Below are 14,507 nucleotides of genomic sequence, written 5' to 3' on the forward strand. Positions count from 1 at the left end.
CCCGGGCGTAGCTAGTGGGTCTTGCCGCGGGCGAGCTTGAGGGTGATGCCGCCAACACCGATCGGTCCGGTGGCGCCGGCGATGATGGTGACGGCGTGGGCGGCGGCGTCGAACAGTGCGCAGAGGGCGACGACCAGGCCCCAGGTTCCGAGGGCGGCGGCGCCCGCGACGGCGAACGGGATCAGGACCCGCTGCCACGGGATGCCGGTGCGGTCGGTGGTCTGGACGACGATGACGATCGCCGCGCCGGTGGCTTCGGCGCGGCGCCAGTCGTCGGCGGGGATGTGCGGGGCGATGATGCCCGGCGGGTCACGGTGCACGGGTCCTCCCTCGGGAGACGGGCGGGCGCGCGTCAGGTGTGACGCGGGCCCGTGGGCGGGTGTGACGTGGGTGTGACGGGGCCTGTGACGGCGGGTGTCAGGGCGCGTCACAGCGCGGGTGCCTAGGGGTTTGGGTGTGATGCGGCGTCACACCGTGACGGGTGTCAGGCAGGTGTGAGGGCGGGGACGATCCGCCACCGGCCGGTGGCGTTCGTCTGCTCCAACCGGCCTTCCAGGGCGGCATCCTTGAGCCGCTTGGACACCCACGAACGCGACAGGCTGTGCCGGTCGCACCAGTCGGTGAAGTCCTTCGGACCCACGACCATCCGGCCCTCGTTCTCGAACTCTTCCAGCGCGTCCGCGAACAGCCGGCGTGCCTCGTCCGGGGACGGCTTGTGTCCGGGCTCCTGCCCGAACAGCGGGGTGTCGTCGCCCTCTTCGGGGTTGGGGAGTTCGGCGTCCGGGTCGATGTCGACGTCCTCCGGGTCGACCAGTAGCCCGTACTCCTCCATGTCGTCGTCCCCCTCGGCGGCGGCGCCGGCCGTCTGGTCGTCGGTGTCGTGGCGGGTGGTGTAGGCGCGTCCGGCCACCGCGGCGGCGGCGCGGTCGGTGATCGGGTCGGGGGTGGCTCCGTTGCGCTGAGCCCAGGTGGCGAGCAGCTCCATGACCGGCACCGCCCGGTGCCCGAACGCCCGGGTACGCCCCGGGGAGGGGTAGCGCGACTCGTCGATACCGGGCGACACCACGTAGCAGTAGCCAGGTCGCCGGTTGCCCCACGCCCCCGGGTGCGCGCCGGCGTCGATGACCGTGTCCGGCAGCGAGAACCCCTCGTCGCGCGGGTCGCAGCCCAGCGCGATCACGGACGGGAGAGACGCGCGGGTGCTGGTCGACATCTGGTCGTACGACGGGCGTTGGAGCGAGACGACCAGCGAGATACCGGCGCTACGCGCTTCCTGCGCGATGCCGGTGAACACGTCGTCCCCGAGCGCGCGCAGGGTGTTGGCGGCCTCTTCCATCCACGCGACCAGGAAGGGCATGCCCGCGCAGCCGCACGCCGTGCCGTCCTTGCGGCAGGAGTGCGCGGGGTCGTTCTGCTGCTGGACGCATTCCGGGGTCCACTGCCGGTAGCGGTGGGCACCGAGCCACCCGGTGCGGGCGGGGATGGCAGCCTTGAGGGCTTCCACCATGATCTCCGTGCCGGTCCCGCCCTCAACAGCCCAGTCGATGCCGGGCAGCAGGGGACGGAAGTCCTGGAAGGACTTCGGGTCGGACAGCCACAGCACCACATCGCGGCGGGACAGGATCTCGGTCTGGACGTTCAGGGCGGTGTCGCCCTTGCCGGACCCGGTCCCGCCCGCGATCAGGATGTGCGTGCTGTTCCGCTTGGCTTCCGGGTCGCCCGGAAGCCAGACGAGCAGCGGGGCGCCGTCGTCGTAGCGTCCGATGACCAGCGGTTCCGCGATCGAACCCCCCAGGTTCGAGGGACCCTCCCACTCCACAACCTCGGAGAGCATGTCTTCGGGGACGATGACCAGTTCGCCGCGCCGTGCCGAGCCGGGGTCGGGCAGGTAGCGCACGGCCGACGTCGGCAGATCCAGCGCGGACGCGAGCCTAGACAGGCTCTTGGTGACGTCCTCGTTGGTCTGCTCCCCCGCCTCCAGACCGAGCGACGCGGTGACCCGGTTGGGTTCCACCTTCGCCGCACCGATCTGCGCCCGCGCCAGGCCGACCTTGGCCAACAGGCCCTTGTCGGAGCCTTCGCCGGCGGGGTCGTCGTTGCGGCGCAGGACCATGCGCACGTTCCACGACAGGGCCAGCACCGGTCCGCCGATCAGATACATGTCGTCGATCGGCCCGGCGGTCGGTCCCGCGAGGCACGCGGCCGTCAGCCACGCGGACCCGGCGGCCACGGTGACAGCGGAGTGCAGACGGCGCTGTTGGCTGGTGGACTTGCCCATCCACCAGGTGGCGCCGGTCAGTATGACGGAGCCGAGGGTGAGGCCGACGCCGGCGGCGGCGCTCTCGCCCCACCGCCAGTTGCCGAGCGCGCCGGTGATGCCGACGCCGGCGACTGCGAGCCACGGGGGAAGGTGGGGCTTGGCCCGGTTGAGCAGGTAGGCACCGACACCGCCCCCGCCGCCGCCGCGTGAGTCGAGGGTGTAGCCGCCCATGCTGTCGTGGTCGTAGGTGGTCATTCTGTTCTGGTCACGGGCCATGGTCCGTGCCTCCTTACTGCTGAGCCCAGTTGATGACGGGCTGTTGCGGCTTGCGGGCGCGGTGACGGACGCGGTTGATCTCTTCCTCGTACTCCTGCTGGAAGGTCGCGTACGTGGCGGCGGCGCTCTTGGCCGCGTCGCGCAGGGCGTCGGCGGACTTCTGCATCTTGCGGGCGACCTTCCGGGCGCGGATGCGGGAGCCGAACGCGCGGCCCTCCGGGTCCGGCACCGCAGCCAGCACGCCCTTGAGGATCTCCGAACCCATGGCCACCTCTATCGAGAGGGCCACGGCGGCGGCGCGCAGGGTGTTGCAGTAGTTGCGGACCTGCGCCGGCGACGTGAACTCCGGTGCGGGCAGCAGCGATTCGGCATGCCCCCGGCCACCGCCGGCACGGGCCATGCCCTTGTTGTTGTTGACGGTGACGTTGATCGGCGGGACGAACGAGGAACCCATCGCGCCGACGAACCCACCGGCCGCGGCGCCGGCGGCGGCGAACTTGTTGGACTTGTTGGTGGTGCCGTCGTTGACGTTGACACGCGGCCTGCCCGCGCTCTGTGCCTGCCGGTACTGCCGGTTGGCCGCCCGGTTGGCGGATCCGTTGTCAGCCATGTGGCGATCTCCTCAGGTCAGTGGGTGCGGCGGACGATGAGCCAACCGGTCTGAGCGGGCAGCAGCAGCAACAGCCACAGCAGCTCCAACGGACCGGCCAACGGCCCGAACCCCGCGGCCAGAGCGGCCCATGCGAACGCGAGGGTGGCGAGTACGGCGGTGGCGATACGCCACGCGAGCGTGGCGCGGTGGGCGGGGTGGCGGCGCTGGACGAACAGCAGCCACGCGGCCGGCGCAGCCACCGCGGGGGCGAGCACGAGAGCCGACCACCAGGCCAGAACGTGAAGCAGCGCGGTCACCACGAACACGGCCACCGCGATACCGGTCGGAGCGAGCGCGTGGCGGAAGCGCCACAGCAGACCGCCCGCCCAACCGGCCAACTCGCGGGCGATGGAGGGGCGTTCGGGCACGACGACCACGAACGGCTGAGCGGAACGGCGCCCGCGCTGACGCGGCAAGCGGACGGTGGTGACGCCCGCGGCTGTCTTCACGCGGCGGGTACGGGTACGGCTGGACACAGCAGAACTCCCAGGTGAAAGACGGATGTTGGGGTGGTTCACGCGGCCGGGCGGGGCAGCGCGCGGCAGTGGGCGGCGTGCGTCTGCGCCCACTGCCGCGCCGTGTCCGAGTAGCCGTAGCTGGCCGACTTGGCGCCGCACGCGGTGCAGCGGGCGTTGGCCTGGATGTCGTCGACGCTCACGTCGACCGTGACGTCCGCATCCGCCAGCAGCTCACCGGCGAGGGTGAGGAAACGGGCGGTCACGCCCGCCGGCCATGCGGTCGGAGCCTTCAGAGGCACCATGGGTTTCTCCTCGGATGGAAGGTTCAGGCGGCGCACTGTTCTTCGGGATAGGCGCAGGTCACGCACACTCCGAGGGAGCTTGGGATGACGTATCCGGCGTCCGTGCGGCACTGCGGGCACGTCCGGCGGGCCCGGTTGGCGCACTCCAGCGCCCGCCACTTCGCCGGCGTCATGGGCCGGACGGGCTTCGCGCAGTCGAGGCGGTAGAAGTAGGCGATGAGCGGGCCGCGCCGGAAGCGCGGGCGCAGTGCCTGAGCGGCCACCTGCTGACCACCCGGGCGCAGACCGCGTGCCCGTAACTGTCGGCGGGTGGCGTAGCCGTCCGGGACGCACCGCCACGGGAAGGTGGGGATGCCGTAGCGGGCGCCCGTCGGGTCGAAGCACTTCGCGTAGCCGAGGGACATGACCGTCCCCCGCTCAGCCGGCGATCGCGGTGGGGAAGTCGGTCAGGTAGGTCTCGCGGGCCTTGACCCGGCCGCGGGCGGTGCGGGCGGTCGACTCCGACGCGCCCAGCCCCGCCGCCGTCATCGCCTGCGTCATCCGGGCGGTGCTCGGCTGCGTGAAGTCGGTCCCGTACAGCGCGCGGACCAACTGATCGACCCGGTTCGCGTAGACGACCGGCGTGCACAGGTCGACGGCCGTCGACACCGCGTCGACGGGCGCCGCCTCCACCGTGACGGGCGTCGACGCCCCCACGGTCGCCGGTGCGGGCGCCGGGAGTTCGGGCGCCGCACCGGTCTCGCCGACCGCGTCAGCGGGGAGTGCGGACGGCGGGCGGTCGACGCTCACGGTGACGGGCGTCGACGGTGCTTCGACGCCCGGCGGCGGCGGGTTGACGCCCGTCGACGCGCGGCTTGCGAGGTAGGCGTGAACCTGCCGCATCAACGCGCCGAACGCCAGCAGCGCAGCCACCGGCGGGACTGCCGCGACGACGTAGTTGAGGGCGTTGGCATCCTGCCCGACCCCTGCCACGTTCAGCGCGATGGACGCGCCGTCGCCTGCGGTGACCAGGCCGATCGCCCACCAGTCGACCCGGTGGGCGAGCGAGGCACGCAGAATCAGCAGCTCCCCGATCACGATGAACAGATCCACCGTGGCCGGCCACGCCCACGAGCGGGCCACCGCTTCCGCCATCCCGTGTGCGGCGGCCACTTCCTGCAAGTGCTCGTACGACAGCCAGAACGCCACCGCCGTCAGCAGCACCGTCAGCACACTCGCCAGAGCAGTGATCGCACGCTCCACACCGACCGGCGTCACCATGCCTTCGACGCCCGTCAACGGCGCCTCGACGCGAACCGTGGCGGCACTCATGCCGCACCCGCTTCCGCCACCGCCGGAACGTGTACGTCGCCGTAGCCGGTCAGTTCCAGCACGGCGCCCGCGAAGTCGGCGCTCGTCGTCAGTACGCGTGTTTGGCCGGCGCTCTGCTCGCCGTAGCCCACGGTGTCCGGGTCGATCCCCAGCGCGTCGCGCCAGGCCTCGAACGCGGACAGGTCGGAGTGGAAGTGGAGCTGTACGTGGTCCGGGAAGATGGTCGAGAGGTCCACGTGCGGCGCGGGCAGGTGCCCGAAGTCCACCGCCAGCAGGCGCAGCGCGCGCAGCGCCACGGCCATGCCGTCCAGTGTCAGGTTCTCGCTCATGCGGCCACCGCCGTACGGCTGGAGTGGCTCCGCACCGACCGGCGCACCGACGTCCGGCGCGGCCGGCGGGCAGCGGACCGCGCGTCCTTCAACGGGCTCGTACGCAGCAGCGTCTCCGCGTATGCAGCAGCCTCCACGTCCGACTCCCGCAGCTCCGCGAGCACCTCGCGGGCCACGTCCAGCCGCACTGCCCGCTCATCCATGGACTCAACAGCCGGATCGGTGAACAGCTCCACGTCGATACCGAACGCCAGTTCCGCGAACTCCGACGCGGTAACAGCTTCATGACCAGCAACGATGAACTTCATGGGTCGTGTCTCCTTAGTGGGTGGAACGGCCCGAAAAGCGGCCCCGGTGCTCGAACACCGGGGCCGCGCGCCGTTGTGGAACCAGCAGATTGCGGCTCCCTGCAACCCCGCCCGTACGACCGAGACGGCCGGACGGGCGGGGGAGGCAACCGGCCGCAGCGAGCTGCGGCGGGTGGTGGTCTCTCTTTCGGGGACACGGCTGCCGGATCAAGGAACAGCTCGCTAGGGCCCCGTTGTAGGCAGAGACCTTCTGCCATCCGGACTGCCAAGGGATCGCCTGAAAAGACGACTGTCCGGTGCCCTCCCCCCGTCCTATGCGGGGCTCCTGGTCGTGCTTTGCACACGGCGAATCGGGAGCGAGTCCGTCATCTGGTGCGCACCAGAAGGAAAGCATCTGGTGCGCACCAGAGTCAAGGACTCTGCCGATTCGAGCGGTGGTTGTCCGCCCCGGTGCATCTCCAGAAGACCCCGCCGGGTAGGGGTGCCGGTAGCCAACAGCGCTTCACAGCAGGCCTGTTAAGGAGCTAGTTAAGGCCTGTTGACCTGCGGCGATATGAGGCATGCTGGAAAGGTCAGTGAGCGGACCCAACGTCGGGCGGTGGCCTGTGAGTTCAGGACTTAAGAGCGCGCGGACGGCGCGTGGCTGGTCTCAGGAACGACTGGTTCGCGAGATCGAGCAGTACGCCCGACAGCACGTCACCGACGTTGCGACGACCGCGAGTTTGCGGGTGTATGTGTCCGAGTGGGAGAACGGCAAGCGCACGTTGTCGGACCGCTACGCGGCGATTCTGAGGCAGCTTCTCGGGGTCACCGACAGGGAGCTGAGGGGTGCTTCGCTCGCTCCCGTTCCGACGATGGCGGACGGGTACGACGAACTGCTGAGCAGGATCGATTCAGCAAGCAGCGTCAGTGAGTCCATGGTGAAGACGTTCAACGACCAGACCGAGATACTGCGCACCATGGACCGCCAGATGGGCGCGGCCGGTCTGGTCGACCAGATGACGGGCCATCTCGCCCGCCTGGAAGACGCACTGAACTTCGCGGTTCTTCCCACCACACGCCGACCCGTGGCGCTCGCGCTCGCGGGGGCGTCGACCCTGGCCGCATGGCAGGCGATCGACTCGGGGGCGGTCGAACGGGCTTGGCGGCACTACGAACTCGCGAAGCGTGCCGCCCGCGACGCTGAGGCTCCGATGTACCTCGCGCACGCGATGGCGGAACAGGCATACGTGTTGTGCGAGGCTGGCCGGCCGTCCCTCGGTGTCGAGTTGGTACGCGATGCGCAACGCACGGTTGGACAAGCAGGGTCGCCACGTCTCCGGGCATGGCTGTACGCGGCTGAGGCTGAGATGTGTGCTCACGCGGGAATGCCCGACGACTGCCGACGCGCGCTCGATGCGGCCCTGGCGAGCATCCCGCCCGGCTCCGAGGACCGCGACCCAGACATGTTGAGCATTTTCCTCAACGGTGCCCACCTCGCTCGGTGGCACGGCAACGTTCTCGCTCTGCTTGGCGACGGCGATGCGGTGACGAGCCTGTACGACGCCTTGGACGTGGTGGACCCCACCTTCGTGCGAGCGCAGGCCGGCCTCCATAGCGATCTCGCGCAAGCGCACCTCGCGCGAGCCGAGTACGACGACGCACACACCCACCTGCGACAGGCACGGCTGTTGGCGAGCCGCACCGGTTCGGTGCGGCAGCGCCGCCGCGTCGACCTACTCAGTGCGCGGCTGTGAGCCCTTGCTTACCGCGGCTTGCCAGGATGTGGAGTAGGGCAACGAGGGTGCCGGAACCCATCAGTTCACCGCGTGCCATCAGCCCCGGTACGTCGGCCAGCGGCACCCACTCGATGTGCCCAGCCTCTTCGAGATCCGTGGGCGAACCGACCTGGTCGGCCCCGTGGGCTACGAAGATCTCGTGCGGCGAGTCGACCATGCCGACCATGGGCTGATAGGTGACCACGTGGTCCACTGACTTGGGCCGCCAGCCGGTCTCTTCAACAACCTCCCGGAGTGCCGTGGTCGCGGGGTCCTCCCCTTCGTCCACGATCCCGCCGGGCAACTCCCAACCCCACTGCTGCGGGACGAACCGGTACCGCCACATCATGAGCACGCGGTCCTGGTCGTCCAGAACGGCGGTGATGGCGACGTGTTGGAGCTTCACGACGTGATGTTCGAAGCGCTCCACTCCGGGCGGTTCGACGTCCCAGAGTTGGAGTTTGACCCACTGGTTGTCGTAGAGGTCCCGCTCTCCGTGGATGCGCCACGGCTCCAGCCCTTCAGGGGGCCTGACGCTCACCGCGCCCGGCACGCGGTACGAACTCCGCCCCCGCACTTCCAACGCGCCCTCTGCTACCAGTCGTGCCAGCACTTGGCGAAGCGCGGTCCGGCCGATGCCAAGTTGTTCCACAAGCGTTCGCTCTGACGGGAGTTTGTCGCCGGGGGCGTACTCGCCGCCGGCGAGTCGTGCGCGAAGCGTCTCGTAGACCTTGGCCGTCTTCGGTCCCATTCGCTGAGCACTCTCCGTTCGCAGGTGGTGCAAACCAGCGTAGCGGGCAGGGGTCATGCAGCCTCCGGTCTTGTCTCGACGGAACCTCAGTGGTCCCGCCAGCTTTCACACGGATTCCGGCCACGCCGTTGAGGGCGCCGTGCGCCGCTCCGAGACAGCGGTCGCCCCTCTGGCCGAATGGCCAGAGGGGCGACCGCTGTGTTGCTCAGCCGCTACGTTGACCAAGGCCCCTGGTGACATGGCTCCGCCCAGGCGCCGAGGGCGCCTGCCGACGTCACAACTGTCCTCGCAGACAGCAACAGCGAAAATCAGCCTTGTTTCACGCTTCAACAGACGCTCTGAGAAGTCGTCTGGCATCTGTCCAGCCCAGACTTCCCCGCCCTTGTAGGCGATGGCGTCCGTCTCACGGCGACTGTGACCTGATGTCATTTGGTGCACTTGCGAACGAGTCGAAACGTAACACCTACCAAGGTCGCGGCAACCGCTGCGAGGATCCACAGGTGTCGCTTCTCCTTACGGCCAGCACGAATGATGTCATCGAGGGGAGGGGTTTCAGGCACAGGTGCTGTCATTGCTGTGAAGTGGGCCAATTCGCGAAAGTGACCCTCTCCAGAATTCAGACAATTTTGATCATTTGCCATAAAGGACACGATAACCTCCCGTTCCCCCCCCGGTGTGGGTGGCTAATTCAGCTTACTCAACGCGCCCGCGCGCCAGAGGCTCCCTTGACTCACTTATTCCGCCTTGATTGCATCCGGAAGCGATCAAGCCGAGCTATGACAACCCTTGGGGGAAAAGTGAACCGTCTGGTTGCCCGTACGGCCGCGACGCTTGGAGTGGCTGGAGCCGCGATTGCCACCACGGTGGCCACCGCGCCCAGCGCCGCTGCCGCAACGTACAACAACGGCTGCGGCTCCGGTTACGTCGTGGTCAACTCAGCGTCCGTTGGCACGGTAGGCACGGTCTTCCTCACCTATAACTCGTCGTCCGGCAAGAACTGCGTCGTCACGGTTCGGAACTCTTCAGGCAGTGGCATCGAGATTTGCGAGTCGATCACCAACGAAAACGGCGCCAGTCAGAGCATGTGCGAGCAGAACAGAACGACGTGGGGAGGCCCCGTCACCATCTCCGCCGCTGGCCAATGCGTCACCTGGAGCGGCAGCATCGGAAGTGCAACCGGCGGCAAGACACGCACGAACTGTGGGTGATTTACTCTACCGATGACCATTCACGGCACGGAGCACGCCTACCGGACTGGGTAGTCATCGCCGAGTTTCATCCGAGAGATCGCGGCACACTGTGAGCCCACCCCTGCCCACGCACACTCAGTGAGCCATGAGAGGCAGCGCCGCCCGGCAGGCCTGGCCGTTCAGCCGAGAGTGCATGGGGGAACACTGCTGCCCGAGGCGTATGACGCCGACCGTCTCTCCTCTGCGGACGACGTGCGGACGGCCAGAGTCCGTCTCGGTCTGGACTCCTGAGTTTCAGCAGGTCAGTGTGGTTCGCGAGTCACGATCCTGGGTGGACTGTAAATCTGCCGGCTCAGCCTACCCAGGTTCGAACCCTGGCGCCGCCACAGGAAGAGAAACCCCCTCCGACCAGCTTAAATGCCTGGTTGGAGGGGGTTTCTCTTTACCTCTCGCTGTTCGATTCGTTGTGGACGGGGCGTGGACGTGTCTCACCTCGTACCGCCCATATCCCACCGTTGATCAGTGCGTGTCCCTCAGGTGTCCCCCGGGGGTGAGCATGGTCACTCTGGCTCGTTCCACTCCCGAAAGGCTGCGTCGATCCGGCTGTTCGCACGCTCTCGGGTCTGGTCAAGCACCTTGGCGTACACCTTGTGCAATACCGCAATGCTGTGCCCGGCACGTCGGGCGCCCTCCATGACGTCCACTCCGGAACTGAGCCAGAACGACACGCCGGCGTGTCGAAGGTCGTAGGGACGGCGGGCCAGCAGCGAAGGCGTTTCGCTCTCGCTGAGCACGTCCTTCCGAGCCTTGGCCCATACCTCCCCATAGCCGGTCTCCTGTAGCAGACCGTCGCGGTTGGTTCGGAAGAGCCGGCCATCGGGCGCTGTGCCATGGGAAGCGATGTGCTGCCGAAGTGCGCGGACGAAGTGCGGCGGAATGGGCACCGGACGGGAGTCCTTTTTGGCGCGGGCCTTGAGATGGCGTGTCTCGTGAGCCGTCCCGTCGTCGGTCCAGTTACGTCCGGCCCGCACGATTCCTTGCCGCAAGGTGAGCATTCCCCATCCCGTGTCGGGGAGGTGGCAGTCGTTCACGCGCAGTCCGGCAGCCTCTGCGGGGCGCATGGCCGCGTAGTACAGGCAGCCGAAGAATGCTTCCAGATGCCGCCCACGCGGGCCCTGCTCGCGCACCCCTGCCAGTAGCGCGCGGACCTGGCGAGGGTTGGCGACGCTCTCGGGATCCACCTCCTCCACCGACTTCGGTGCGGTCCACTTCACGGCTGAGATCGGGTTGACCGGCATGGAGAAGTACTGCTCTTCCACAGCGAACCCGAGAACGTCACTCAGGCAGGCCCGCTTGCGCTTCGCGGTACGCGGCGATGCCTCCTTCCCATCCAGTCGTAGAGAAAGGGGTAGTCAGATTGTCAACTCCGAGATCTATACCCTGAATTCTTTGGATATTCAGCCTGGGGTTATTTCTGGCAGCGTGGGAGTCATCGATTTTGTGGAGTTCGCACTTACGCTCAATCTCTTGGAGAGTGAGATTATGCGATCGATCGCCACTGGAGAATCAGACCGACCACCAGTCATGCCAATACGAGACGAACTCCTACCGGATGTGGAAACAGTCTTGGACTTCGCCGGACGCGTTTGCGCAGGCGGAGCGCTGGCCCTAACCGCAATCGCACGGCCACGTGGGCGCGGCCATGACCCTGATTACCTACTCCTAATTCAGGAGCGGTCCGGTAGTGTGCTCAACGCGAATCGACGTTTGGCAGTCATCCCAAAGGCGTTCCACGGGCCGATGGCTGACTACGGTGAGGATGCTCGCTTCTCAGCAACAGTCGAGCGAGAGATGGAAGAAGAACTCTTCGGGCGGACCGATGTGGACTCCACCGCAGGCGAGCAGCTCCACGCCGATCCGATGCACCCCAGTCTCCTGCCTGACCCGATGCGGTGGCTCATGGACCGGCAGGGGAGCGATGCGTGGCGGATGGAGTCCACGACTGTAGGGATCAACCTTGTGAGCGGCAACTATGAGTTCGCGAATCTGATCGTTATCGATGACGAAGAGTGGTGGGTCAAATATGGGGGACACGTCCGAGCGAACTGGGAATCGAGTGGACTGCATCGATACTCCAGCCTAGACACTGCGCGGCTGGAGTCGCTGGCGCTCGATTCGCGCTGGAGTAACGAAGGTTTCTTCGCATTTACCCAGGGATGCCGACGGCTTGCCGAGATCGGCGGGCAACGCGTTCGGATTCCGTCCATCGAATTGGAGTCGTAGGGAATGGCTGACAACTGGTATACGGGCAATGCGAACGCCGATGCCGACCAGCATCGTGGCTGGCTTCTCGGGCATTTCATCGACCCCACCCATAGTGCGGTGCGTCAGACCGGGGCACTGGAAGTGAAGTGGGGTACCCACCCGGCCGGCGAGCAGCGGCCGGAGTGGGTGGCCGATGATCAGCGAACCACCGTGCTTCTCCTCGTCAGCGGCAAGTTCCGGCTAGACCTCAGCGTGGGTAGCACCACATTGGAGAAGCAAGGCGACTACGTGGTGTGGGGGCCCGGCATCGACCACTCATGGCAGGCAGAAGAAGACTCCGTAGTCGTCACCGTGCGCTGGCCGTCCATCGACTGAGCCCACCACTGACAGCCCTGTCTTGCGTGAGGCGCCCTGACAGGAGTGCCGGGGAACAGGCCAGGGCTGTTTCAAGGTCCTGATGATGGGGCGGAGTCGCACGTGACGGTGGTGTGACGCCTGCAGGCTGGGCCCGTCCTGTACGCAACGAAGCTCCGGTTGGGGCGGGTGACCTCTCAGGGCGCCTGCACTGTCCGGAGCTTCTCTGTGTCGCCAGTCTGTCACCGTCCGCCTGATCAAATCGCCCTCGCGCCTTTGCGGCGCTGCCGCAAAGGCTGGCCACGCGTACCTCGCAGGTTTACCCATACGTACGCCACAGGTTTACCCGCACCTCATACCAGCATGGGATGGCAGCGAGCACACGGAATGCCAGGATCTCCCCCCTGAGGCTGGTAAACGAAGAGGGACCAACGGGGTTGCAACGTGGAACTCGGGGATCTATAGCCGCGTCAATTACCGCCGGGGCGAACCTCGCCATCGGCGCGCTGCGGCTGGCCGACGCAACGGCTAACCGCCGCCGTAGATGCTACGCAGCACATCAAAACATCTCGTTGCGCAGTGCAGGACAATCCGAACTGAGACTCAGGTCCAGGGCCGGGTCACGCAGCGCGGCGCCGCTAAAACTCACAGGAGGTACCTCATGAGAAAGAAAATTGCCGTCTCGCTCGGTGCTGCTGCACTGCTCCTCGCAGCAACCGCATCCCCGGCCAACGCGGCTAACGGCAAGCTTTTCGCCGAGGTCTATGCCGGCTCCACACTGGCATGTTACACATCGATAAAGAATTCTGTCGAAAGCAATCCGCACTCAGACGTCAAAGGGCACTTCTCGGCGTACTCGGGGTTTGGGTGCCAAGGCTGGCTGGAGCGCAAGACCGACGAGTATAACTGGAAGAGGGTCTCAGACTGGTATTTCATCTCGGACCCCCAATGGCGGGAAACCGCATGGCACTGGAATGGCGGCAGCGCACAATCTCGGGTCTGTATAGTCCTCACCGCCAATAGCGTGAAGAACTGCTCAACGGGCCTTTGATCGTCGGCTCGGTCAGGGGAACAGGCGAAGCGTGGCTGCGCAGAGAGCGCGATTCCCCCATGCGTCCCCCGGCGGTACTCCAGTCGGGCATAACGCCAGGTGAGGGCCTGTGAGGAGCGGCCCGCTGTAAATCTGCCAGCTCAGCCTACCCAGGTTCGAACCCTGGCGCCGCCACATGGTGAGAGACCCTCTTCTCTCTGCGATTACGCAGAGAGAAGAGGGTCTCTTCGTTGTGGGCGCACGCCGAGGCCATGAGGGAGAGTGACCCCATGTCATCGCTGTCACGGCCGTCGTTCGTGTCGTCGTCCCGTCGTCGGAGCTGTCCCGAGTGCCGGCGGGAGATCGCTGTCGTCGCCGGGAGGTTCGCGCGGCACGATCCGTCGGGGGCCCGGGGGAGTGGTGAGCTCGTTTCGTGTCCGGGGTCGCGGAGGCAGGCGGAACTCGGGGCGGCCCAGCCGTCGTTGGACGGGTACGTCCAACCCGAATTCCCTGGCCAGCTGCCCCTCTTCTAGCCCTGCCCGAGCTCCAGGCTCACCCCCGGCCGGTCCCCCGACCGCTTGCCCTCAGTTCCCCGCCACCGACTTCACCGCCACCGAAACCGGCATCGACCCGCTGATCAGCTCCAGCGTCAGGCCCGCCGTCGCCGGAGTGTCCAGCAGTTCGGTGATGACGGCGGCCACGTCGTCGCGCGGGATGGCGCCGCGCCCCGTGTCGGCCTCCAGGCGTACGCGGCCCGTGCCGGCGTCGTTCGTCAGGGCGCCGGGGCGCAGAATCGTCCAGTCCAGCGCGTCCAAGCCGCTGACGTACGCGTCCGCCTCGCCCTTCGCCCGCTGGTAGACGTCGAAGACGTCGTCGCCCGGGTGGGCCGGATCCGCGCCCATCGACGACACGACCACATGCCTGCGTACTCCCGCCCGGACCGCCGCGTCCGCGAACAGCACCGCCGCTCCCCGGTCCACCGTGTCCTTGCGGGCCGTCCCGCTGCCCGGGCCCGCGCCCGCCGCGAAGACCGCCGCGTCAGCGCCCCGCAGCAGCGTCGCGACCTCCTCGACCGAGGCCGACTCCAGGTCGCACACGACCGGTTCCGCGCCGGCCGCCCGTAGATCGTCGCCCTGTTCGGGGCGCCGGATGATGCCTACGGCCTCGTCACCGCGCGCGGCGAGCAGACGCTCGAGCCGCAGCGCGATCTGACCATGTCCTCCAGCGATGACAATGCGCATGCCTCCGACCGTACGCCCCGCCG

General features: G+C 67.4%; 18 protein-coding genes. 6 read left to right on the forward strand and 12 right to left on the reverse strand.

Annotated features, from left to right (window positions below; all coding sequences use genetic code 11):
• Positions 1–11: 11 nt before the first annotated feature.
• The 9 genes from OG734_RS29685 to OG734_RS29725 all read right to left on the reverse strand — a co-directional run bounded on the left by OG734_RS29685 (position 12) and on the right by OG734_RS29725 (position 5,896).
• Positions 12–320, reverse strand: a complete 309-nt coding sequence (locus tag OG734_RS29685; RefSeq protein WP_330290534.1) for a hypothetical protein — start codon at positions 318–320, stop codon at positions 12–14.
• Between the two features lie 164 nt (positions 321–484).
• Complete coding sequence (traB, locus tag OG734_RS29690) at positions 485–2,491, reverse strand: plasmid transfer protein TraB (protein ID WP_330293836.1); 2,007 nt, start codon at positions 2,489–2,491, stop codon at positions 485–487.
• A gap of 58 nt (positions 2,492–2,549) precedes the next feature.
• Positions 2,550–3,146 (reverse strand): plasmid transfer protein TraA, encoded by a 597-nt coding sequence (traA, locus tag OG734_RS29695; RefSeq protein ID WP_330290535.1) that lies wholly within the window; start codon positions 3,144–3,146, stop codon positions 2,550–2,552.
• 17 nt (positions 3,147–3,163) lie between these two features.
• The gene (locus OG734_RS29700; protein WP_330290536.1) at positions 3,164–3,664 is read right to left on the reverse strand and encodes a hypothetical protein; all 501 of its coding nucleotides are present in this window, start codon (positions 3,662–3,664) and stop codon (positions 3,164–3,166) included.
• Between the two features lie 38 nt (positions 3,665–3,702).
• The gene (locus OG734_RS29705) at positions 3,703–3,948 is read right to left on the reverse strand and encodes a hypothetical protein (RefSeq protein WP_330290537.1); all 246 of its coding nucleotides are present in this window, start codon (positions 3,946–3,948) and stop codon (positions 3,703–3,705) included.
• A gap of 23 nt (positions 3,949–3,971) precedes the next feature.
• The gene (locus OG734_RS29710) at positions 3,972–4,352 is read right to left on the reverse strand and encodes an RRQRL motif-containing zinc-binding protein (RefSeq protein ID WP_330290538.1); all 381 of its coding nucleotides are present in this window, start codon (positions 4,350–4,352) and stop codon (positions 3,972–3,974) included.
• A 13-nt stretch (positions 4,353–4,365) separates the two neighbouring features.
• Positions 4,366–5,259, reverse strand: coding sequence for a DUF2637 domain-containing protein (locus tag OG734_RS29715; RefSeq protein WP_443064939.1), 894 nt, complete (start codon positions 5,257–5,259; stop codon positions 4,366–4,368).
• Entirely contained in the window at positions 5,256–5,588 is a 333-nt protein-coding gene (locus tag OG734_RS29720) for a hypothetical protein (RefSeq protein WP_330290539.1), read from the reverse strand. The genes OG734_RS29715 and OG734_RS29720 overlap by 4 nt, the downstream gene beginning before the upstream one ends.
• Positions 5,585–5,896 (reverse strand): hypothetical protein, encoded by a 312-nt coding sequence (locus OG734_RS29725; protein ID WP_330290540.1) that lies wholly within the window; start codon positions 5,894–5,896, stop codon positions 5,585–5,587. Before OG734_RS29725 ends, OG734_RS29720 begins: the two co-directional genes overlap by 4 nt.
• A gap of 728 nt (positions 5,897–6,624) precedes the next feature.
• Here OG734_RS29725 and OG734_RS29730 point away from each other — a divergent pair.
• Complete coding sequence (locus OG734_RS29730) at positions 6,625–7,632, forward strand: XRE family transcriptional regulator (protein ID WP_330293838.1); 1,008 nt, start codon at positions 6,625–6,627, stop codon at positions 7,630–7,632.
• Here OG734_RS29730 and OG734_RS29735 read toward each other — a convergent pair.
• Positions 7,616–8,404, reverse strand: coding sequence for an NUDIX domain-containing protein (locus OG734_RS29735; RefSeq protein WP_330290541.1), 789 nt, complete (start codon positions 8,402–8,404; stop codon positions 7,616–7,618). The two genes, OG734_RS29730 and OG734_RS29735, sit on opposite strands and share 17 nt — an antisense overlap.
• Positions 8,405–9,201: 797 nt before the next feature.
• On the opposite strand from OG734_RS29735, the gene OG734_RS29740 reads away from it, so the two are divergent.
• On the forward strand, positions 9,202–9,612 hold the full coding sequence (locus OG734_RS29740; protein ID WP_330290542.1) for a spore-associated protein A: 411 nt from the start codon (positions 9,202–9,204) through the stop codon (positions 9,610–9,612).
• A gap of 542 nt (positions 9,613–10,154) precedes the next feature.
• Here the strand turns inward: OG734_RS29740 and OG734_RS29745 are convergent.
• Complete coding sequence (locus OG734_RS29745) at positions 10,155–10,913, reverse strand: tyrosine-type recombinase/integrase (RefSeq protein WP_443064940.1); 759 nt, start codon at positions 10,911–10,913, stop codon at positions 10,155–10,157.
• A gap of 427 nt (positions 10,914–11,340) precedes the next feature.
• On the opposite strand from OG734_RS29745, the gene OG734_RS29750 reads away from it, so the two are divergent.
• The 4 genes from OG734_RS29750 to OG734_RS29765 all read left to right on the forward strand — a co-directional run bounded on the left by OG734_RS29750 (position 11,341) and on the right by OG734_RS29765 (position 13,776).
• Positions 11,341–11,877, forward strand: a complete 537-nt coding sequence (locus OG734_RS29750; RefSeq protein ID WP_330290543.1) for a hypothetical protein — start codon at positions 11,341–11,343, stop codon at positions 11,875–11,877.
• Between the two features lie 3 nt (positions 11,878–11,880).
• The gene (locus OG734_RS29755; RefSeq protein ID WP_330290544.1) at positions 11,881–12,234 is read left to right on the forward strand and encodes a signal peptidase I; all 354 of its coding nucleotides are present in this window, start codon (positions 11,881–11,883) and stop codon (positions 12,232–12,234) included.
• 640 nt (positions 12,235–12,874) lie between these two features.
• Positions 12,875–13,264 (forward strand): hypothetical protein, encoded by a 390-nt coding sequence (locus tag OG734_RS29760; RefSeq protein WP_330290545.1) that lies wholly within the window; start codon positions 12,875–12,877, stop codon positions 13,262–13,264.
• Positions 13,265–13,533: 269 nt separating this feature from the next.
• Positions 13,534–13,776, forward strand: a complete 243-nt coding sequence (locus OG734_RS29765) for a hypothetical protein (RefSeq protein ID WP_330290546.1) — start codon at positions 13,534–13,536, stop codon at positions 13,774–13,776.
• Positions 13,777–13,827: 51 nt separating this feature from the next.
• Here the strand turns inward: OG734_RS29765 and OG734_RS29770 are convergent, their stop codons facing one another.
• Positions 13,828–14,484: an SDR family oxidoreductase gene (locus tag OG734_RS29770; RefSeq protein ID WP_330290547.1), complete on the reverse strand. Its 657-nt coding sequence runs from the start codon at positions 14,482–14,484 to the stop codon at positions 13,828–13,830.
• Positions 14,485–14,507: the final 23 nt, after the last annotated feature.

It is taken from the genome of Streptomyces sp. NBC_00576 (genome assembly GCF_036345175.1).
Classification (GTDB): Bacteria; Actinomycetota; Actinomycetes; order Streptomycetales; family Streptomycetaceae; genus Streptomyces.